The sequence below is a fragment of the Kitasatospora sp. NPDC058170 genome (genome assembly GCF_042883905.1).
Classification (GTDB): domain Bacteria; phylum Actinomycetota; class Actinomycetes; order Streptomycetales; family Streptomycetaceae; genus Kitasatospora.
The window spans coordinates 210,381-231,186 of sequence record NZ_JBHVUV010000002.1; the positions used below are offsets into that span (position 1 = coordinate 210,381).

The following is a 20,806-nucleotide window of genomic DNA, read 5'->3' on the forward strand; positions in this document are numbered from 1 at the left end:
CCACCCCATCATGCGTTCCCTGGCCACCCGCCGTATCGCCGCCGTCGCCCTCGCCGCCGCCACCTCCGTCGTGGTCCTGGCCGGCCCGGCCTCCGCGCACGTGACCGTCAACCCGGGCAGCGCCCCGCAGGGCGGCTACACCGCCGTCGACTTCCGGGTCCCGAACGAGAGCGACGCCGCGTCCACGGTGAAGCTGGAGGTCAACCTCCCGCTCGACCACCCGCTGGCCTCCGTGCGGACCCTGCCCCTGCCGGGCTGGACCGCGACCATCGAGAAGGCCAAGCTCGACAAGCCGATCAAGGTGCACGGCAACGACGTCAACGAGGCCGTCTCCAAGATCACCTGGACCGCCGACGCGGGCGTCAAGATCGCCCCCGGCCAGTTCCAGGAGTTCCGCGTCTCGCTCGGCCCGCTGCCGACCGACGCCGAGAAGCTCACCTTCAAGGCGCTGCAGAGCTACGACAACGGCGACGTCGTCCGCTGGATCGACGAGGCCAAGGACGGCCAGCCCGAGCCGGCCAAGCCCGCCCCGGTGCTGACCCTCACCAAGGCCTCCTCCGGCGACGCCCACGGCGTCACCGCCTCCCCGGCCGCCACCTCCGCCGACAGCCACGGCCACGGCGACGCCAAGGAGCAGGCCTCCGGTGACGACGCCGCGAAGAGCAGCGACTCCACCGCCCGCGTCCTCGGTGTGGTCGGCATCGTCGTCGGTGTGATCGGCGCCGCTCTCGGTGTCCTCGGCCTGCGCCGCAAGAACGGCAGCGCCGCCTCCTGACCCTCGCACCGGTGGGGGCCGGACCCGGTCCGAACGGGTCCGGCCCCCACCGGTGACCACCGCGCACCCGATCGGAACACCGCCATGCCCCGCACCCCCCGCACCGCCCGCCTGGCCGGTGCCGCCGCCGTCGCCCTCGCCGCCGCGCTCGCCCTGACCGCCTGCGGCTCGGACGGCGGCAGCGGCACCGGCCCCGCCAAGGTCACCCGGCAGAAGGCCGACTCGCCGTACCAGGGCACCGTGCTCAGCAAGAACTTCGAGAAGCCCGACCTGCAGCTGACCGACACCTCCGGCAAGCCCTACGACCTGCGCCAGCAGACCGCGGGGAAGGCCACCCTGCTGTTCTTCGGCTACACCAGCTGCCCGGACGTCTGCCCCACCACGATGGGCGACGTGGGCGTGGCGATGAAGAAGCTCTCCGCCGAGGAGCGGCAGAAGGTCAACGTCGTCTTCGTCTCCACCGACCCGCAGCGCGACACCCCGCAGGTGCTGCGCACCTGGCTGGACTCGATGGGCAGCGACTTCATAGGCCTCACGGGGGACCTGGCCAAGGTGAAGACCGCCGCCAAGTCGCTCGGCATCCTGATCGAGGACCCGGTGACCAACGCGGACGGCACCGTCACCTCCACCCACGGCGCGCAGGTGCTGGCCTTCCTCCCCGCGGACGACAAGGCGCACGTCCTCTACCTGAGCGGCACCGAGGAGCAGGTCTACGAGCACGACCTCCCGCTGCTCGCGCGGGGGGTCGCCGCATGAAGGCACTCGGCAGCCCCCTCGGCTTCCGCCGAACGGCACTCGCGGGCGCGGCGCTGGCGACGGCACTGGGGGGCGGCGCCCTGCTGGTCGCCTGCGGTGCGGGCGGCGGGAGCGGCGCGGGCGACGGGACGGCCCGGCTGAGCGTGGCCGACTCCTACATCCCGCTGCCCCCGGCGGGCGGGATGGCGGCCGGGTACCTGACCGTGCGCAACGACGGCGGCGAGGACCAGCTGCTCAAGGTCTCCAGCCCCGGCGCCGAGTCGGTCACCATGCACCGCTCGACCGCCTCCACCATGGAGCAGGTCGAGCGCCTGGACGTCCCCGCGCACGGCGCGCTGCAGCTCGCCCGGGGCGGCACCCACCTCATGATCATGGGATGGCAGAAGGCCCCCGTCCTCGGTGACGAGTTGGAGCTCGACCTGACCTTCGCCAGGACCGGCACCATCTCGGTCAAGGTGCCGGTCAAGGAACTCACCTACCGTCCAGGCCGGTCCGGCGAGTCCGGCCGGCCCGGCCAGCAGTAAGGGATCCGCCAGATGCCGAAGGCCAGCCACCGCCGGATCGCCGCGCTGCTCGGGATGCTCGGCGCGGTGCTCGCGCTGATGCTCACGGGCGCCGGCCCCGCCTCCGCCCACGCCGCGCTGCAGTCCACCGACCCGGTCCAGAACTCGGTCGTCCCCGCCGCCCCGCAGTCCGTCACGCTGACCTTCAGCGAGGCCGTCTCGCTGTCCGGCGACTCGGTCCGGGTCCTCGACCCGGCCGGCAAGGCCGTCGACACCGGGAGTCCGGCGCACGCGGACGGCCGGGACAACACCGCCCGGGTCGGGCTGAACAGCGGCCTGGCCAACGGCACCTACACCGTCGCCTGGCGGGCCGTCTCGGAGGACTCGCACCCGATCGGCGGCGCGTTCGTCTTCTCCGTCGGCGCGCCCTCGGACACCTCCGTCTCCGCCACCGCGCTGAGCAGCGCCGAGGCGGACCCGGTGGTCGCCGCCCTCTACGGGACCGGGCGGACCGTCGCCTACCTGGCCTTCGCGCTGCTCGCCGGCGCCGCCGCGTTCGTCCTGGTCTGCTGGCCGGCCGGGGCCGCGCTGCGCCAGGTGCAGCGGCTGCTGATGACCGGCTGGGTGGCCCTGCTGGTCTCCACCGTGGCGGTGCTGCTGCTGCGCGGCCCGTACGAGCGCGGCTCGGGGGTCGGGCAGGCCTTCGACCTGTCGCTGGTGCGCACCACGCTGGACGAGCGGATCGGCACGGCGCTGGCCGCCCGGCTGCTGCTGCTCGCGGCGAGCGGGGTGTTCCTGTCGCTGCTGGTCGGCCAGCTCGGCCAGCCGCCCCACCCGGCCGCCGACGGACCGGAGGCGACTGACGGACCGCAGTCGGCGGGCGCACGGCAGTCGGCCGACGGACCGCGGTCGGCGGACGCCGAGGAGGCCGAGCTGCGGGAGCTGGAGCAGCGGGCCGCCGAACGCCCGCAGCGCGAGGCCCGGCTGGGCCTCGGGGTGGCCGGGCTGGTGCTGGCGGTGGCGCTCTCCGCGACCTGGGTCGGGGCCGACCACGCCGCGGTGGGCATCCAGGTCTGGCTGGCCCTGCCGCTCGGCATGCTGCACCTGATCGCGATGGCCCTCTGGCTGGGCGGCCTCGCCGCGATGCTGGTCGGACTGCGGCACGGCCTCGCCCCGGAGGCCGTCGACCGCTTCTCCAAGGTCGCCTTCGGCTCGGTGGCGGTGCTCACCGCCACCGGGGTCTACCAGTCCTGGCGCGGCCTCGGCAGCTGGGGCGCGCTGACCTCGACCGAGTACGGGCGGCTGTTGCTGGTGAAGACCGGCTGCGTGGTCGCGATGCTCGGCGTCGCCTGGGTCTCCCGCTCCTGGGCGGCCCGGCTGCGCTCGGCCCCGGCCGAGGCGGAGCCGGTCGGCGCCGTCGAGGCCCGTGAGCCGGTCGCCGTCGCGGCGGTCTCCGAGGACCCCGTCCGGCAGGCCCAGCTGGACCGCCAGCAGGCCGCCCGGGAGAGCGCCGGGCGCGACCGCGCGCTCACCCCCACCAGGGCCGGACTGCGCCGCTCGGTGCTGGTCGAGTCGCTGGTCGCGGTGGCCGTGCTGGTGGTCACCACGATGCTCACCAACTCGCCGCCCGGCCGGGTGGCCCAGGAGGTCTCGGCGGGGGCCGCCCGGACCGGCGCCACCGCCCCCGCGCCCGGCGCACCGGCTCCGCAGACCGTGCCGGGCCAGACCCTGGAGCTCAAGCTCCCGTACGACACCAAGGGCCGCACCCCGAACGCCAAGGGCACCGCGACGGTCACCCTCAACCCGGTCCGGACCGGGCCCAACGAGGTGCACCTCGCGCTGGACGGCGCGGACGGCCGGCCGGTCGAGGTCCCCGAGGTGGAGCTCGCCTTCACCCTGCCGGACCGCGACCTCGGCCCGCTCCCGGTGGCGCTGACCGCCGAGGGCACCGGGCGCTGGAGCGGCACCGCACAGCTGCCGCTGGCCGGGAACTGGGTGGTGTCGGTGCAGGTCCGCTCCTCGGACATCGACCAGGCCACCGAGATCAAGCAGCTGAAGATCGGGTGAGCGCGTTGGAGGACGGCACCACGGAGAGCAGCACGGACACCGCCGCGCACAGCACCACGGCCGGCGGCGCGCCCGCGGAGGGGCCCGGGCGCACCGGCTTCACCCGGCGGGCCCTGCTGGGCACCGCCGGGGCCGGGCTGGTGGTCGGGGCGGGCGCCGGCGCGGCCGGGGCCATCGCCCTGGACCGCGCCCCCGCCGGCCCCGCCCCGGCCGGCACCCGGCCGAGCGGGGCGCTCGGCGCCGCCCGGCTGCCGTTCCACGGGGAACACCAGGCCGGCATCCTCGAACCGCAGCAGGCCCGGGTCCAGCTGGCCGCCTTCGACCTGGCCGACGGCGTCGGCCGGGACGGGCTGCGCGAGCTGATGCGGCGCTGGTCGCAGACCGCCGCGAGGCTGGCCGCCGGGGAGCCGGCCACCGAGTACGAGAACCAGATCGCGCTGGACGCCGGGCCGTGCTCGCTCACCGTCACCTTCGGCTTCGGCCCCGCCCTGTTCGACAAGGCCGGACTGGCCGCCCACCGGCCGGCCGCCCTCGAACCGCTGCCCGCCTTCCCCGGCGACGCCCTCGACCCGGCCCGCGGCGACGGCGACCTCCTCGTCCAGATCGGCGCCGACGACGCGCTGGTCGCGGTGCACGCGCTGCGCGTGCTCCAGCGCCAGGCGGCCGGGACGGCGGCGCTGCGCTGGCAGATGTCCGGCTTCGCCCGGACCCCGGGCGCCACCGCGCAGCCGATGACCGGCCGCAACCTGATGGGCCAGATCGACGGCACCAACAACCCCGAACCCGGCCAGGACGACTTCGCCGCCAAGGTGTTCTGCACCCCCGGGGAGGACCGACCGGCCTGGCTGGTGGGCGGCTCGTACCTGGTGTTCCGGCGGATCCGGATGCTGCTGGACAACTGGGAGGCGCTGCCGGTCGACCGCCAGGAGCGGGTGATCGGGCGGCGCAAGGCGGACGGCGCCCCGCTCTCCGCACCCGCCTCCGGCGGCGAGAACACCCCGGTGGACCTGGCCGCGCAGGGCCCGGACGGTGCGCTGGCGATCCCCTCCGACGCGCACGTCCGGGTCGCCGCCCCGAGCGCCAACGGCGGTGCGGCGATGCTGCGGCGCGGCTTCTCGTACCACGACGGCCTGCTGGCCGACGGCTCCCCGGACGCCGGACTGCTCTTCCTGGCCTTCCAGTCCGACCCGCGCCGGGGCTTCACCCCGGTGCAGCGCAAGCTGGCCCGCGGCGACGGCCTCTCCCGTTTCCTGCGGCACGAGGCCGGCGGTCTGTACGCCGTCCCGCCGGGCGCCCCGGAGGGCGGCTACGTGGGCCAGTCGCTGCTGGAACAGGCCCGGTGACCACGGACCGGAATCCGGACGTGGCCGATCGGTGGAGTGGCTAAGGTGACTGGTCTGACAACCCATTCGCTCGGAGGCGGCATGTCGGCGACCCGGTACACCTACCTCGGCCCGGCGGGCACCTTCACCGAGGCGGCCCTGCGCACCCTGCCCGAGGCGGCGACCCGGGAGCTGGTCCCGCTCGCCTCGGTACCGCTGGTGCTGGACGCGGTACGCGGCGGCGAGGCCTCCGGGGCGTTCGTGCCGATCGAGAACTCGGTCGAGGGCGCCGTCACCGCCACCAACGACGAACTGGCCTCCGGCAGCCCGTTGATGATCTACCGCGAGGTGCTGCTGCCGATCTCCTTCGCGCTGCTGGTGCGTCCGGGCACCGAGCTGGCCGACATCAAGACCGTCACCAGCCACCCGGTGGCCCAGCCGCAGGTGCGCCGCTGGCTGGCCGCCAACCTGCCGGACGCCCGCTGGGAGTCCTCCGCCTCCAATGCGGACGGCGCCCGGCTGGTCGCCGAGGAGCGGTTCGACGGTGCCTTCGCGGGCGAGTTCGCGGCCCCGATCTACGGGCTGGACCCGCTGGTCAAGGACATCGCCGACGCGCAGAACGCGACCACCCGGTTCATCCTGGTCGGCCGGCCCGGGCGGGTCTCCTCGCCGACCGGCGCGGACAAGACCTCGATGGTGTTCTGGCTGCCGGACGACCACCCGGGCGCGCTGCTGGAGCTGCTCCAGGAGTTCGCGGTGCGCGGCGTCAACCTGATGCGGATCGAGTCCCGGCCGACCGGCGAGGGGCTCGGCAGCTACTGCTTCCTGATCGACTGCGAGGGCCACCTCACCGACCGCCGGGTGAGCGAGGCGCTGATGGGCCTCAAGCGGATCTGCCCGCAGGTGCGCTTCCTCGGTTCCTATCCGCGCGCCGACCAGCAGGTCTCCCAGCACCGGCGGCCGGGCACCTCGGACACCGATTTCACCGACGCCGCGGACTGGCTCTCCCGCTGCCTCGACGGTCGCGGCGACATCTGACCGTCGACTTTCGTTTTCCCACCCTTTTTCGACTGTTTTCGACCGCGCCCGGACGGCGGGACGGGTCACCGCACCCGTCGTCCACAGGCTCCGCACCGGCGGAACCCGGCTGTCCACAGGGCCCCCGGCTGTCCACAGCCGAAAGTTATCCACAGGCCTGGGGATGAGTCGACAAACCGGTATAGCCACTGCCGGTTTCGGTCGGATCATCGGGAAGCGGCGCAGAGATGACTAATCGGACCAGAGTCACCCGTGTGCCAGCAAATCACCCGTGCGAGTGCTTCAATTCCCTCACTCGGGAAGGTCAAATGAGGTTTGAAACCTCAATTCCCTGGTTGCACACACGGCCCGCCCAGGGGGTCCCATCATCCACAGCCCACCGGTTCCGCCTGTGGATAACCTTTCGCGGCGCGATTGCCCACAAGGGTTATCCACAGGAAGGGCCGAGTTATCCCCAGCCGGAAATCCGTACCGGTGGAAGGGCACCCGCCCGGTAGGCTTGGGCCCGTGATTGACCTTCGCCTGCTTCGTGAGGACCCTGACCGAGTACGCGCCTCGCAGCGCGTCCGTGGCGAGGACGTCGACCTGGTCGACGCCCTCCTCTCCGCCGATGAGCGCCGCCGGTCCTCGGGCAGTCGCTTCGACGAGCTGCGCAACGAGCAGAAGACGCTCGGCAAGCAGGTCGCCAAGGCCCAGGGCGAGGAGAAGACCGCCCTGCTGCAGCGCACCAAGGCGCTCGCCGAGGAGGTCAAGGCCGCCGACGCCGAGCAGGGTGCGGCCAAGGAGGAGGCCGAGCGCCTGCTCCGCTCCCTGGCGAACCTCATCGACCCGGCCGCCCCGGTCGGCGGCGAGGAGGACTTCGTCACCCTGGAGGAGGTCGGCACCCCGCGCGACTTCGCCGCCGAGGGCTTCGAGCCCCGCGACCACGTCGAGCTGGGGCAGATCCTCGGCGCGATCGACACCGAGCGCGGCGCCAAGGTCGCCGGCGCGCGGTCCTACTACCTGACCGGTGTCGGCGCGCTGCTGGAGCTCGCCCTGGTCAACATGGCGATCACCCAGGCCACCGCGGCCGGCTTCACCCCGATGATCACCCCGGCCCTGGTCCGCCCGGCCGCCATGGACGGCACCGGCTTCCTCGGCCAGGCCGCCGAGAACGTCTACTTCCTCGCGGAGGAGGAGCGCTACCTCGTCGGCACCAGCGAGGTCCCGCTCGCGGCGTACCACATGGACGAGATCATCGACGCGGACAAGCTGCCGCTGCGCTACGCCGGTTACTCGTCCTGCTTCCGCCGCGAGGCCGGCACCTACGGCAAGGACACCCGCGGCATCATCCGCGTCCACCAGTTCGAGAAGGTGGAGATGTTCGTCTTCACCTCCCCGGAGGACGCCGAGGCCGAGCACCGCCGCCTGCTGCAGTGGGAGAAGGACTTCCTCAACGCCCTGGAGCTGCCGTACCGGGTGATCGACGTCGCCTCCGGCGACCTCGGCTCCTCGGCCGCGCGCAAGTTCGACATCGAGGCGTGGATCCCGACCCAGGGCAAGTACCGCGAGGTCACCTCGACCTCCAACACCACCGAGTACCAGTCCCGCCGGCTCGCCATCCGGATGCGCGAGGAGGGCAAGGTCCGCCCGCTGGCCACGCTGAACGGCACCCTGGTCGCCGTCCCGCGCACCATCGTGGCGATCCTGGAGAACCACCAGCAGGCCGACGGCTCGGTCGTCGTCCCGGAGGCGCTGCGTCCCTTCCTCGGCGGGCGCGAGGTCCTCCCGCCGGTCAAGAAGTAACGCCCTCCGCAGCACCGCTCGACAGCAACTCCCGGGAGACGTACGGCCCATGAGCAACACCAGCCCCAGCCCCGTCTCCCCCGGTGGCGACCTGCCCTTCCGGCTGGTCGCCACCGACCTCGACGGGACCCTGCTGAACAGCGGGGAGACCGTCTCCGAGCGCACCCGGGCCGCACTGGCCACCGCCACCGCGGCCGGGGCGCTGCACATCATCGTCACCGGCCGCTCGGCCGCCTGGGCCCGGCCGGTCTTCGACGAGATCGGCTACACCGGCATAGCGGTGTGCGGCCAGGGCGCGCAGGTCTACGACGCGGGCGCGCACAAGCTGCTCACCTCGCTCACCCTGGACCGGCGGCAGGCCGCACTGGCCATCGCCAAGATCGAGGCGGAGATCGGCCCGCTGGCCGTCGCCGCCAACCAGGACGGCCTCGACGGCCAGGTGCTGGCCGGTCCGGGGTACGAGCTGCTGATCGGCTCCGACCTCCCGGTGGTCCGGGCGGACAAGGACGAGCTGTTCGCCGCCCCGCTCAGCAAGCTCTACATCCAGCACCGCGGCCTGACCGACGACGGCCTCGCCGACCTCGCCCGCCGGGTCGCGGGGGATCTGGTCGGCGTCGTGATGGCGGGCGCCGGCATCGTCGAACTGCTGCCGCTCGGGCTCTCCAAGGCCACCGGGCTGGCCGTCGCGGCCCGTCGGCTGGGCGTGCGCGCCGCCGACACCATCGCCTTCGGTGACATGCCCAACGACATCCCGATGTTCGGCTGGGCCGCGCACGGCGTCGCGATGGCGAACGCCCACGAGGAGCTGCTCGCGGTCGCCGACGAGGTCACCGTCGGCAACGACGAGGACGGCGTCGCCGTCGTCCTGGAGCGGCTCTACCCGGTCCGCTGAACGGCCGGACGGGGGCCCGGTGATCGCCTCGGCGGCACCCGGATGCTGACCGTCTCAGGAAGAGTTTGTATGCTCCGCTGAAGCTCCGCGTCTCCCGGTGCGGTGCTCCTGTGCGGTGCGACCAGCCGGCCCGGGCGTTGCCCGCCGGACGCGCACAGGATTGCCGCTTCGCCGCTGAGAGGTACGCGCATGTCAGGCCAGTGGGACGAGACCCCGTCGGGAGCGGACGGACGGCGGCGCGCCAGCGGCGGCGGCCCCCGCGGTGGCGGTTCACACGGAGGCTCGCACGGCGCCGGAGGCTCGCGCGGCGGTGTGCGGACCGAGCCCCCCGCCGACAGCGCCGACGGCCGCGTCCCCGCGCCCCGGCCGGGCGGCCGGGCCGAGGCCCGGCGGGCGGCCCAGGGCAAGGGCACCGCGGGCAAGGGCTCGACCACGGGCAAGGGCCCGGCGGGCAGGGGTGCGGCCGGCAAGGAGGCGCCGGGCGCGACCGCGGCCGGCGGCCGGGCGGCCGCGCGCAACAGCCGCAAGCCCAAGCGGAACCTCAAGAAGATCGTCGCCTGGTCGGCCGCCGGGGTCCTGGTGCTCCTGGCCGGTACCGGCGGCGCGATCTACTACAAGCTCAACGGCAACATCAAGTCCTTCGACCCGGACGCGATCGCCACCGACCGCCCGCCGGAGGCGGTCGCCGACGCCAACGGCAACAAGCCGGTCAACATCCTGCTGATCGGCTCCGACTCGCGGGCCGGCAAGAACAGCGACCTCGGCGGCGGCAACGAGGACGGTGCCCGCTCGGACACCACGATCCTGTTGCACGTCTACGCGGACCACAAGCACGCGGTGGGCATCTCGATCCCGCGCGACGCGCTGGTGACCATCCCGGCGTGCAAGCTGCCGAACGGCAAGTGGACCAAGGAGTCGCCCGGGCAGATGTTCAACTCGGCGTTCTCGGTGGGCAACAGCGAGTCCGGCAACCCGGCCTGCACGCAGAACACGGTGGAGAAGCTCACCGGCATCCGGGTCGACCACACCATAGAAGTGAACTTCGAGGGCTTCGCGGCGATGACCGAGGCCGTCGGCGGGGTGGACGTCTGCCTGCCGAACGACGTCTACGAGGGGCACCTCAACCCCAACCTGGGCAAGAAGGGCAAGGTCGTCCTGCCCAAGGGGAAGCAGAAGCTCGCCGGCCAGAAGGCGCTGGACTACGTCCGGCTGCGGCACGGCATCGGCGACGAGTCCGACGTCGGCCGGATGAAGCGCCAGCAGGCCTTCCTGGCCTCGCTGATGGCCAAGGTCAAGGGCGAGGGCCTGAACCCGACCACGCTGCTGCCGCTGGCCGACGCCGCCACCAAGTCGATGACGGTCGACCCCGGGCTGGACTCGGCCAAGAAGCTGATGGACTTCGCGCTGTCGATGAAGAACATCGACCTGCACGACGTCAAGTTCCTCACCACGCCGTGGCGCTACAACGGCCCCCGGATCGACCTGGTCCACCCCGCCGTCGACAACCTCTGGAAGACCCTCCAGGCCGACCGGACCATCGACGGCGAGGATGCCACGGGCAAGCAGGAGGACGCCCCGCAGACCCCGACCGCGGCGCCCGAGACCACCCCCGCCGCGCCGCCCCCGCCGGCCGCGGTGGAGGGGCCGCCGGTCAAGGTCGCGGTCTACAACGGCACCACCGCCTCCGGGCTGGCCGCCAAGGCCGCCGAGACGCTCAAGGCCGCCAAGGTCACCGTCACCGGTGTCACCACCGCCAAGAACACCAACAAGGCGACCACCACGGTGGAGTACGGCTCCGGCCAGAAGGCCAACGCGGAGAAGGTCGCGGCGATGTTCCCCGGCTCCACCCTGACGCCGACCTCGGCGGCCGGGATCAGCCTGGTGCTCGGCAAGGACTACGCCGCCGCCAACGCCACCACGGCCGCCGCGCCCGGCACGCCCGCCGCCCCGGCCCCGCTGCCCACCGAGGTGGTCAACGAGGCCCGCTCGGCCGACGACGACATCTGCAGCAACGTCTCCTACGGATAGCCGCCGCCGGCCGCCCGCGCGCCGGGTGGCCGCGGGGGTCGGCGGGGGTCAGCGAGTGGCAGCGGGGGTCAGAGCGCCGCGCGGATCCAGCCGTCGACCAGGGCCGTGAGGTCCTGGTCGGCCTGGCCGTGCTCGACCACGTGGGTGCGGATCACGTCGCCGCCACCGTGGCCGAACAGGCCGCCGCGCTTGTCCGCCTCCAGCACCACCTCGACCCGGTTCTGGGTGGTCACGAAGCTGACCTCCAGCGAGTTGCAGGAGTGCGCGTACTGCGGCGCCGAGGAGAACTCGATCTCCTGGTAGAACGGCAGCGTCTGACCGGTGCCGCGGATGCGCCCGGCCTCCAGGTCGGCGGAGCGGAACCGGAAGCCCAGCTGCAGCAGGGTGTCCAGGATCCGGTGCTGCACCGGCAGCGGCTCGACCTCCAGCGGGTCGGAGTCACCCTTGTCGAGCGCGCCCGCGATGTCCACCTCGGTGCGCACGCCGAGCTGCATCCCGTGCAGGCGCTGCCCGGCGACGACGGTGACCGGCGTCTCCCACGGGACGGGGACGGCGAACGGGATCGAGCGGTTCTCGCCCGGCGCCAGCACCAGCGGCGCGGTGACGGAGAAGCGCGCGAACGGGTAGAGACCGGTGCTCTCCCCCTCCTCGTGCTCGATCTCCACCCGGGCGACCAGCGTCAGCGTGATCCCCCGGATGTCGGCCTCGACCGTGCCGCCGGTCAGCTCGACCGTCCCGTGCAGCGTGCCGCCGGGCTGCACCACCGGCGTGGACAGGACGGTGTCGACGCCGGGACCGCCGACGCCCAGGGCACCGAGCAGCTTCTTGAACACCATGCGGACGCTCTCCTTGCAATAGGGGTGGACCGAAGTCGTCCGGAGCAACGCGAGGCCGGCCCGGACGGTTCCCATGGTGTTCATCCACCAGTTGTAGGATGACCGGGCAAGCAGTTGTAGGATGACCGATGACCGGCCCAGAGGACTCGGGAGGAGCCGCCGTGACCAGCACGAACGACAACCTGCAGGCCGCCGGCCGGCGCTCCCTGGTGGACACCGCCATCGACCAGCTGCGCGAGCAGCTCGCCGCCGGCGCCTGGCCGGTCGGCTCGCGGATCCCCACCGAGCACGAGCTGGCCGAGCGCCTCCAGGTCGGACGCAACACCGTACGGGAGGCGATCCGGGTGCTGGTGCACGCCGGCATGCTGGTCTCCCGGCAGGGCGAGGGCACCTTCGTCCGCAGCACCAGCGACCCGGCCTCCGTCCTGCGCGGGGTCCAGCGCTCCGGCATCCGGGACGTCCTGGAGGTCCGCGCGGCGCTGGAGGCCGAGGGGGCCCGGCTGGCGGCACTGCGGCACACGCCCGAGGACATCCGCCGGATGCGGGCCGCACTGGCCCGCGAGGCCGAGGTGATCGCGGCGCACCCCGAGCGGGCCGGCCGCGAGGCGACCGTCGAACACGACCTGGAGTTCCACACCGCCGTCGTCGAGGCCGCGCACAACCCGGCGCTGGCCGAGGTGTACCGCTACTTCGGCGCCTCGGTGCGCGAGTCGATGCGGACGGCCTTCGGCGACCACGAGATGCCCGAGGTGGTCGTGGCCACCCACGAGGCCCTGGTGGACGCGATCGAGAGCGGCGACCCGGACCGCGCCGAGGCGGCGTGTCGCGAGCTGCTCGCCGAGCCGACCGCGGCCGTCGAGCAGCTCCTCGCGGCCATCGCGGCCCGGAAGTAAGCGGCGCCCGCCCCTTCCGCGCCCGCGTCCCCGTCCTCACGAAAGAGCAGCACGACCCATGGCAGTCACCCGTGCCCAGCAGCCGGTTGTCACCACTCCCACGCTCCCCGTCCGCGCCCGGCTGGCCCACCCCGCCCTGCTGCTGACCGGCATCCTGCTGGTCGCCCTGAACATGCGCGCCTGCCTCGCGGCGATCTCGCCGATGGTCGGCGAGATCCAGCGGACCTTCGGCCTCTCCGCCACCGCGAGCGGCCTGATCACCACCGTGCCGGTGCTCTTCCAGGGCGTCGGCGCCCCGCTCACCCCCCGGCTGACCAGGCGGTTCGGCACCGAGCGGGTGGTGCTCGGCGCGGTGCTGGTGCTCGGCGCGGGCGTCCTGCTGCGGGTGCTGCCCTCGGTGGCGGCGCTGTACGCGGGCTGCGTGGTGATCGGCGTGGCCATCGCCGTCCTGAACGTCTCGATGCCGGGCCTGGTGAAGCGGGAGTTCCCGGGCAAGGCCGCCGCCATGACCGGCGTCTACTCGACCACCATGCTGGTCGGCGCCACCCTCGCGGCCGGCACCTCGGTGCCGCTGGAGCACGCCCTCGGCGGCGGCTGGCAGGCCTCGCTCGGCGCCTGGTCGCTGCTGGCGCTGGTCGCGGCGGTGGCCTGGCTGCCGCAGGTGCTGCGCTCCCGCCAGGAGCGGGCCGCGGCTCCGGCGCCGGCGGCCAGCGCGCCCCGGGCCGCCGCCGTCCCCGCGCAGGGGATCTGGCGCTCGCCGCTGGCCTGGCAGATCAGCCTCTTCATGGGCGTCTCGTCGCTGCTGGTCTACATCCTGGTCGCCTGGATGCCGACCATCCTGGCCGACCACGGCATGGACCGCGGCGAGGCCGGCCTGGTCTTCGCCTTCTCCAACCTGGTACAGGTCGCCGGGGCGTTCCTCGTCCCGCTGATGGCCGGCCGGATGACCAGCCAGCGGGCGCTGGCCCTCGTGATGGCCGTGCTGAACGGGCTGGGCCTCGCCATCCTGCTGGTCTCGCCGGTGCCCGGCGCCTGGGTCGCGGCCACCATCCTGGGCATCGCCCAGGGCGGTTCGCTGGGCCTCGGCCTCGCCTTCATCGTGCTGCGCACCGACAGCGCGGCCGGTGCCGCCCGGCTGGGCGGGATGTCGCAGGCGGTCGGCTACCTGGTGGCGGCGGCCGGACCGGTCGGCGCCGGGGCGCTGCGGCAGCTGACCGGCGGCTGGGACACCGTGCTGGTGCTGATGCTGGCGCTGACCGCCGTCGTCGCCGCGGCCGGCTGGGGCGCGGGCCGCAACCGGACGCTCTGACCCGGACGCTGCGACCCGGACGCTGCGACCCGGGCGCGACCCGGGCGGTGGCGGCCGGGCAGGCCGCCACCCGGGCCGCCGGGCCTACTCCTCGGCGGCCAGGGTCAGCCCGGCCAGCTTCACCGAGGCCAGCACCGTCGCCGCCACGGTGAGCACCAGCAGCAGCGGCACGGCCACCCCGAGCGAGACCCCCGCGGTGATCGCGCCGTCCCCGGCCACCGCCTCGCCCACCGACAGGCCCCACTGCTGCACGCTCAGCGTCTTGGCGCCCTTCACGAAGTTGCCGACCAGGGACTCCCAGATCAGCGCGTAGCCCAGGCCCGCCACCACCGCGTGCCGGGTGGCCACGCCGAGCAGCAGGAACAGCGCGCTGTACACGGCACCGGCCACCAGGGTGGCGACGGTGTAGCCGAGCGCCAGGTTGTCCCCGGTGCCGTACAGCAGCAGCCCGGCGAGCAGGGTGGGGACGGCCGCGAACACCCAGGTGGTGCCGACGGCCACCACCAGCTTGGTGGTGATGATCTTCCAGCGGGGCAGCGGCTTGGCGAGCAGGTAGACGATCGAGCCGTCGTCGATCTCGGTGGCGATGGCGCCGGTGCCGACGACCAGGCCGAGGATCGGCAGCAGGGTGCCGAGGCCCAGCTGGCCGAGGATCTTGACGGTCAGGTCGTGCTTGTCCCCGCTGGAGCCGCTGGCGATCGCCGAGACGAGCAGCAGCAGGGCGGGGACCACCAGCAGCAGGAGGCCGCGGCGGCGGCCCAGCAGGCCGCGCAGCGTCAGCCTGGCGACGGTCGGGTTCATGGTGTGGTCGGCCTTCCTGGTCCGGTTGAGGCGTTCAGGCGGAGACGAGGTAGGAGAAGACGCTCTCCAGGGACTCGTCCGCCGGTGCGACGGTGTACAGCCGGATGCCGGCCTGCCGGGCGACCTTCGGCAGCAGGGTGGTGAAGCCCTGGAAGTTCACCGCCTGGATGCGCAGCGCCTTGTCCTGCAGGTCCAGCTCGATGCCGGCCGTCGACGGGTCCGCGATCAGCGCGGACGCCAGCCGGCGGTCGTCGCTGGAGCGGACCAGGTAGCGGTGCGGGCGGTCGGTCATCAGCCGGCGGATCTTCCGGAAGTCCCCGGAGGCGGCGTGCCGGCCGGCCACCACGACCTCGATGTGCCGGGCCAGTTGCTCGACCTCCTCCAGGATGTGCGAGGAGAACAGCACCGTCCGGCCGTCCGCGCCGAAGCGGCGCAGCAGCTCCATCAGCTGGAGCCGCTGGCGCGGGTCCATGCCGTTGAAGGGCTCGTCGAGCAGCAGCACCGCGGGGTCGTGGACCAGCGCGGAGGCCATCTTGACGCGCTGCTTCATGCCCTTGGAGTACGTCCCGGTCTTCCGGTCCTGGGCGTACTCCATCTCGACCAGGCCCAGCGCCCGCTTGGCGGCGGCGCCCGGGTCGGCGAGTCCGTGCAGTTCGGCGTTGGCGAGCACGAACTCCCAGCCGGTCAGGTAGTCGTACATCGACTCGCGCTCGGGCACCAGCCCGATCTGCCGGTACACCTCCTGGTTGCGCCAGATCGGCGCGCCGTCCAGGGTGACCGCCCCGGTGGAGGGGGCGAGGAAGCCGCTCATCATGTGGATGAGCGTGGACTTCCCGGCGCCGTTGGGGCCCAGCAGGCCGGTGACGCCGGGGCCGATCGCCATGCTGATGTCGTTGACGGCGACCACGTTGCCGAACCAGCGGGAGACCTTGTCGATGGTGATGGTGGCCATGACGCCCTCTCAGATACTCGGGTGATCAGATGCTGCGGTAGCGACGCAGCAGGAGGGCGTACGAGCCGGCCGTGATCGCGGCGGCGACGACGAGGAAGACGGCCGCGCCGAGCGCGCCGGGCGCGTGCATCCGGCCGGGGTCGGTCCCGAGGTCGAACAGCTGGTTCGTCAGGCTCTCGACCAGCTCGTTCGGCGAGAGCAGTGCGATCCACTGGGCGGAGTCCGGCACGGTCTCGGAGACGCCGCTGCTGATACCGGTGATGATCGCGACCAGGGTGGTGCTGACCACCAGGTAGCCCATGATCGCCGCCACCCCGAAGCCCCGGCGCGGGGTGCTCGCCGCGATCACCAGCGCGACGGAGGTCGGCACCAGGGCGTACAGCACGGCGGTGACCAGGCCGTACAGGAGCTGCGCGGTGTTGTGCCCGAAGTCCAGCCCGCCGAGCAGCGCGCCGATGTACAGGACCAGCAGCGGGGCCGTCATCAGCAGCAGCTGGGCGCAGGCCATCGCGGCGAACTTGGCCCGGACGTAGTCGCCGCGGGTGATCGGGCGGGAGAAGTACAGCGGGACGGTGTTGTGGCGCAGGTCCCGGGAGAGCAGCACCGGCGCCTGGGCCGCCAGGAAGATCGAGACGATCAGCCCGAGGGCGGCCAGGTAGCCCGGGTAGTCGAGCGGGAGCTCCTTGCGGCCGGTGACGATCGCGAAGGCGACGATGATCACCGCGGGCCCGGTGACCACGCCGAGCACCAGCATCGGCAGCACCTTGGACTTGCCGGAGCGCCCGAGCCCGTACGCGGCGCGCAGGCTCTGGGTGAACAGCGAGCGGGTCGCGTAGGCCCGGCCGAGGCGGGGGCCCGTGTAGCCGCGGTAGCCGATGTCGTGGATGACGCCGGTGTCGGTCGACCTGGTCTCAGGAGGCAGCGACATCTGCGGTACCTCCCTGCGGTGCGGCGGTGGCGGAGTCGGTGAAGAGCTCGGCGACCCGGTGGCGGCGCTGTTCCAGCCGGACCAGGCCGAGGCCGAGGCCCGCGACGGTGTCGCGGATGGTGTCGTAGGTGTCGTCCCCGTCGATCCGGACCAGCAGGATCCGCGAGCCGTCCATCTGGACCGACAGCCCGGCGGCGGCCATCCGCTCGCGCACCGCGACGGCGGAGTCCGCGGGGTGGCCGTCGGCGGGGGCTGGGTCCGTGTGGTCGCCGTCGGCGGGGCCCGCGGACGGGAAGTCCGTCACCTCGACGGCCAGCACCGCGGTCGCCTCGGTGAAGGAGGCGGTGGAGGAGGAGCGCAGCAGCTTGCCGCCGTCGATGACCACCAGGTGGTCACAGGTGCGCTCCAGCTCGCCGAGCAGGTGGGTGGTGACCAGCACCGAGATCCCGAAGTCGGAGTACACCCGGCGGATCAGCGCCAGCATGTCGTCCCGGCCGACCGGGTCGAGCCCGTTGGTCGGCTCGTCCAGCAGCACCAGCTTGGGGTCGTGCACCAGCGCCTGAGCGAGCTTGACCCGCTGCTTCATGCCGGTGGAGTACCCGCCCATCGGCCGGTAGCGCTCCTCGTACAGCCCGACGTGGCGCAGCGTGTCGGCGGTCCGCTCGCGCGCGGCGGCGGCCGGCAGCCCGGCCATCCGGGCCATGTGCACCACGAACTCCGTCGCCGAGACGTCCGGCGGCAGGCAGTCGTGCTCCGGCATGTACCCGACCCGCTCGCGGATCTCCGACCCCTGTGTGGCGATGTCCAGGCCGAGGACCTGCCCGGTGCCGGAGGTCGCCGGGGCGAGCCCCAGCAGGATCTTGATGAGTGTGGACTTGCCCGCCCCGTTCGCCCCCACCAGACCGACCACCCCGGGCTGCACCTCTACGGTGAGCTGATCGAGGGCGGTGACCCGGGGGAACCTCTTGGTGAGGCCGTCCGTCTTGATGACAGTGGACACGTTTTCCAACGTAGTGTCCGCACCCCGTGCTGGGATGAGCTGGAATGACGAGCCCCGCATGATGCTGCGGTATGACGCCTCCCCGTCATCCCCTAGGGGATCGTCCCGGCTGCCCCGGGCCGGGCGGGCCGCATGCGCGACCGGCCCGGGGCGGCACGGTACCGGCCGTCAGGCCAGCAGGTCGGACTGGAGGGTGACGACCTGCCGGAACGCGGGTGCGGGGACGCCCTTGGGGTTGGTCATCACGATCACGGCGAGGACGTCGCCGGCGCTCAGGTACGCGGCGCGGGCGGACGGCTCGCCGGAGGCTGCCCTGGCGGTGCCGACCCGCAGGGCGCTGTCCACACCGGGCACCTGGTCGAAGCCCTCGGGGGACTGCGCCTTGAGGTCCAGGTCCTTGAGGGCGCCGTCGGAGCGGAGCTGGCTGAAGACGTCCCAGGCCTCCCCGGAGGAGCCGAAGCCGAGCAGGCGGATCCTGGTCCGGGTGCCGTCCGAGGCGGTCCACTCGCGGACGGTGGCGGAGCGGCACGCGTCCTCGGCCAGCTTGCCGGCGAGCGCGGCCGGGTCGCGCTGATCGGCGGCCGCGTCCCCGCAGGGCACCCAGTCGGCCGTGGCCTGGGCCGGGCCGGTGGAGGGCGCGGCCCCGGCGGACGGGGTGGCGGAGGCCGGACCGGATGCCGGGGCGGCGGAGGACGGGGAGGCGGAGGCGGAGGCGGCCGCGGTCTGCGAGGCGACGGCCGTCGGGGTCGGGAAGACCACGGGGGTCAGCGAGCCGCCGGCCTCCCTGGGCGCGGGCAGCAGCAGGTACCGCAGGTCGGCCGCGTGGCGGTTGCGGCTGTCGCTCGCGCTCGGGGCCGCCTTGCCGGAGGGCAGCGGCGGCAGGGCGAGCGGGGCGAAGGTGTAGCGGCCGTCGTTCGCGGTCGCCAGGCCCGGGATCCTGGTGCGCTCGGGCGCGGTCACCGCGATCGCGGCGGCCGTCCCGGCGGTGGCGAGGACCAGCACGGCGGCGCCCCAGCGCAGCAGCGCGTTGCGGCGGCGCCGGAGCCGGGCCGCGCGCTCCTCCGGGGTCTCCGGCGGCGCGAGCGGCGCGAGCGCCTCGGGGCCGGCGGGGCCGGCCCAGGGGTCCGGGGCGGCGGGGGCGGGCTGACCCGGGGGTACGGCGGGCGGCGCGGTCGCGGGGGCCGCGGTGTCCTGTGGGGTGGCGCTGTCGGTCATACGGACGCTCCCGGGGTGGCGAGGCGGTCGAGCTGCTGGGTGAAGAGGGTGACGATCCGGTCCTTGCGCAGCGGCGCGACGCCTTCGACGTTCATGACCACCAGCAGGTCGCCCTCGGCGGCGGAGCACTCCAGGTAGTCGATCTGCGCGCCCGGCGGAACGGGCATCAGGTAGCAGTGCGCCTCGGGGTGGCCCGGGATCTCGGGGCCGATGCGGAAGAGTCCGGTGTCACCGGTGAAGACGGCGGTGTACTCGTTCAGCTTCTGCACCTCCTGCTGGTTGAACTGGCGCAGCTTCATCCCGATCAGCAGGTCGTTGCTGCCCACGGCCTTGTAGGTGCGCACCCCGGTGGCCTTGACGTGCAGGCCCTCCCAGTACGCCCGGAGCCGGTCGCGCTTCTCCTTCGGGACCTCCTTGAGGTCCTCCTCCATGTCCGCCGAGAGCCGGTCCGCGGACAGCTCGACGTCGTTGCCGTAGCCGCCGTCGTCCGGGCCGAGCGCGTAGCCGTCCGGGACGGGCAGCAGCAGGTCGCGCAGCGAACCGAAGTGGTTCCCGTTGGACTTGGCGCCGAAGGGCGTCGGGGCGGCGGTCGGGGCGGGCCCGGTGGTCGGCGCACCGGAGGCGGCGACGACCGGGCCGGGGGCGTCGTACTCGACCTTGATGATGCCGATGCCGATGACCACGCCGACCAGGGCGGCCGCCACGGTCGCGCCGGTGGCGCGCAGCAGCCGGGACCGGCGGACGGGCACGGCGGGGGGTGCGTCGGCGGAGGGCAGCGGCTCGGTAGCCGGTTCCACGACCGGTTCCGGGACCGGTTCCGCGACCGGCGCGGCCTGGGTGACGGTGTTGTCGGTCATGTCAGCCGCTCCCACTGCCGCTTGGCGATGTCCTTCAGGTCCTCGGCCTGCACCGCCTGCGGCGCGTAGACCTCGACCTCCAGCACGACGGTGCCGCGCCGGGCGACCGCGTACCCGTAGTAGTACTGCTCGGTGCTCTCGGCCCAGTAGTCCGGCGAACTCTCCACCCGGTAACCGCCGTTGACGCCCTCGACGAAGGGCTTGAGGCTGAAGTTCTTGGCGCGGACCATCGCCTCGGCGGCGCGGTCCGGGCCGTACTGGAGCAGCGTCACGCGGTACTTGACGCCGCCCTTCTTCCAACTGACCCCGGCCGCGCGGCGCAGACCCTCCCGGAGGTAGTCCTTGAAGGAGACGTCGGCCTTGCCGTCCCGCTCGGCGAGGTCGCCGACGCTCACCCAGCTGGGCGTGTCCGGGTAGTCGCCCCAGACCTCGCTGCCGTCCGGGCGGGTGATCAGCAGCTTGCGGAGGTCGCCGTCGACGGCGAGCGGCCTCGGCGCGGCCGCGGCGGCCGCCGCCGGGTCCACCACCTCGGCCGGGTAGGCCGGGCGGGCCACCTGCAGGGGCGGCAGCGGCGTGGGCGGGCGCTGGGCCTGGATGCCGTAGCCGACGGCGCCGCCGAGGACGGTGCCCAGCACCAGGGCCGAGGTCAGCAGCAGCACCGGCCGGGGGCGGCGGCGGACGGGCGCGGACGCGGGCGCGGCCTCGGTCGGGAGTCCGAGCGACGGCTCGGCGGGGGGCGCGGCGGGTGGCACGGCGGGCGCGGGCGGCGCGGCCGGCGGCGGAGCGTCGGCGGGCGACGGCTCCACGGGTTCGGTGGTCATGGAATCGCTCCAGAAGGGGAAAGGGCGT

At 73.6% G+C, this 20,806-nt stretch carries 19 protein-coding genes; 11 read left to right on the forward strand and 8 right to left on the reverse strand.

The genetic code is table 11. The annotated features are described in order from the left end of the window. The first annotated feature begins 10 nt into the window (after positions 1–10). The 9 genes from ACFVVX_RS03870 (at position 11) to ACFVVX_RS03910 (ending at position 11,166) form a co-directional block, all read left to right on the forward strand. Complete coding sequence (locus tag ACFVVX_RS03870) at positions 11–775, forward strand: YcnI family protein (RefSeq protein ID WP_387941048.1); 765 nt, start codon at positions 11–13, stop codon at positions 773–775. Positions 776–859: 84 nt separating this feature from the next. Next, positions 860–1,531: an SCO family protein gene (locus ACFVVX_RS03875; RefSeq protein WP_387941050.1), complete on the forward strand. Its 672-nt coding sequence runs from the start codon at positions 860–862 to the stop codon at positions 1,529–1,531. Continuing rightward, the gene (locus ACFVVX_RS03880; protein ID WP_387941052.1) at positions 1,528–2,055 is read left to right on the forward strand and encodes a copper chaperone PCu(A)C; all 528 of its coding nucleotides are present in this window, start codon (positions 1,528–1,530) and stop codon (positions 2,053–2,055) included. Before ACFVVX_RS03875 ends, ACFVVX_RS03880 begins: the two co-directional genes overlap by 4 nt. Before the next feature lie 12 nt (positions 2,056–2,067). Continuing rightward, positions 2,068–4,101 carry a FixH family protein gene (locus ACFVVX_RS03885; protein WP_387941054.1) on the forward strand — a complete coding sequence of 678 codons (2,034 nt, stop codon included), beginning with the start codon at positions 2,068–2,070 and terminating at the stop codon, positions 4,099–4,101. Then, positions 4,098–5,444: an iron uptake transporter deferrochelatase/peroxidase subunit gene (gene efeB, locus ACFVVX_RS03890; RefSeq protein WP_387941056.1), complete on the forward strand. Its 1,347-nt coding sequence runs from the start codon at positions 4,098–4,100 to the stop codon at positions 5,442–5,444. The genes ACFVVX_RS03885 and efeB overlap by 4 nt, the downstream gene beginning before the upstream one ends. A gap of 81 nt (positions 5,445–5,525) precedes the next feature. Further along, positions 5,526–6,461 carry a prephenate dehydratase gene (gene pheA, locus ACFVVX_RS03895; protein WP_387941058.1) on the forward strand — a complete coding sequence of 312 codons (936 nt, stop codon included), beginning with the start codon at positions 5,526–5,528 and terminating at the stop codon, positions 6,459–6,461. 507 nt (positions 6,462–6,968) lie between these two features. Beyond that, the gene (serS, locus tag ACFVVX_RS03900; protein ID WP_387941060.1) at positions 6,969–8,246 is read left to right on the forward strand and encodes a serine--tRNA ligase; all 1,278 of its coding nucleotides are present in this window, start codon (positions 6,969–6,971) and stop codon (positions 8,244–8,246) included. Between the two features lie 49 nt (positions 8,247–8,295). Continuing rightward, the gene (locus ACFVVX_RS03905) at positions 8,296–9,138 is read left to right on the forward strand and encodes an HAD family hydrolase (protein ID WP_387941062.1); all 843 of its coding nucleotides are present in this window, start codon (positions 8,296–8,298) and stop codon (positions 9,136–9,138) included. Between the two features lie 312 nt (positions 9,139–9,450). After that, on the forward strand, positions 9,451–11,166 hold the full coding sequence (locus ACFVVX_RS03910) for an LCP family protein (protein WP_387941064.1): 1,716 nt from the start codon (positions 9,451–9,453) through the stop codon (positions 11,164–11,166). Between the two features lie 68 nt (positions 11,167–11,234). Here ACFVVX_RS03910 and ACFVVX_RS03915 read toward each other — a convergent pair whose 3' ends face one another. Further along, entirely contained in the window at positions 11,235–12,086 is an 852-nt protein-coding gene (locus tag ACFVVX_RS03915) for a sporulation protein (RefSeq protein ID WP_387941066.1), read from the reverse strand. 77 nt (positions 12,087–12,163) lie between these two features. On the opposite strand from ACFVVX_RS03915, the gene ACFVVX_RS03920 reads away from it, so the two are divergent. Together ACFVVX_RS03920 and ACFVVX_RS03925 are read left to right on the forward strand one after the other, a co-directional pair. Continuing rightward, positions 12,164–12,895, forward strand: coding sequence for a FadR/GntR family transcriptional regulator (locus ACFVVX_RS03920; RefSeq protein WP_387941068.1), 732 nt, complete (start codon positions 12,164–12,166; stop codon positions 12,893–12,895). A 58-nt stretch (positions 12,896–12,953) separates the two neighbouring features. Continuing rightward, on the forward strand, positions 12,954–14,204 hold the full coding sequence (locus ACFVVX_RS03925) for a CynX/NimT family MFS transporter (RefSeq protein ID WP_387941070.1): 1,251 nt from the start codon (positions 12,954–12,956) through the stop codon (positions 14,202–14,204). A gap of 84 nt (positions 14,205–14,288) precedes the next feature. Here the strand turns inward: ACFVVX_RS03925 and ACFVVX_RS03930 are convergent, their stop codons facing one another. From ACFVVX_RS03930 to ACFVVX_RS03960, 7 genes are all read right to left on the reverse strand, one after another. Next, the gene (locus ACFVVX_RS03930) at positions 14,289–15,005 is read right to left on the reverse strand and encodes an ABC transporter permease (RefSeq protein ID WP_387941072.1); all 717 of its coding nucleotides are present in this window, start codon (positions 15,003–15,005) and stop codon (positions 14,289–14,291) included. A gap of 34 nt (positions 15,006–15,039) precedes the next feature. Beyond that, positions 15,040–15,957 (reverse strand): ABC transporter ATP-binding protein, encoded by a 918-nt coding sequence (locus ACFVVX_RS03935; RefSeq protein WP_387941074.1) that lies wholly within the window; start codon positions 15,955–15,957, stop codon positions 15,040–15,042. 25 nt (positions 15,958–15,982) lie between these two features. Next, positions 15,983–16,885: an ABC transporter permease gene (locus tag ACFVVX_RS03940; protein WP_387941076.1), complete on the reverse strand. Its 903-nt coding sequence runs from the start codon at positions 16,883–16,885 to the stop codon at positions 15,983–15,985. Then, positions 16,869–17,945, reverse strand: coding sequence for an ABC transporter ATP-binding protein (locus ACFVVX_RS03945; RefSeq protein ID WP_387941078.1), 1,077 nt, complete (start codon positions 17,943–17,945; stop codon positions 16,869–16,871). The genes ACFVVX_RS03940 and ACFVVX_RS03945 overlap by 17 nt, the downstream gene beginning before the upstream one ends. 108 nt (positions 17,946–18,053) lie before the next feature. Beyond that, complete coding sequence (locus ACFVVX_RS03950) at positions 18,054–19,100, reverse strand: hypothetical protein (protein WP_387941080.1); 1,047 nt, start codon at positions 19,098–19,100, stop codon at positions 18,054–18,056. After that, positions 19,097–19,957: a hypothetical protein gene (locus tag ACFVVX_RS03955; RefSeq protein WP_387941082.1), complete on the reverse strand. Its 861-nt coding sequence runs from the start codon at positions 19,955–19,957 to the stop codon at positions 19,097–19,099. Before ACFVVX_RS03955 ends, ACFVVX_RS03950 begins: the two co-directional genes overlap by 4 nt. Continuing rightward, positions 19,954–20,778 carry a hypothetical protein gene (locus ACFVVX_RS03960; RefSeq protein ID WP_387941084.1) on the reverse strand — a complete coding sequence of 275 codons (825 nt, stop codon included), beginning with the start codon at positions 20,776–20,778 and terminating at the stop codon, positions 19,954–19,956. Before ACFVVX_RS03960 ends, ACFVVX_RS03955 begins: the two co-directional genes overlap by 4 nt. Between the last annotated feature and the right edge of the window lie 28 nt (positions 20,779–20,806).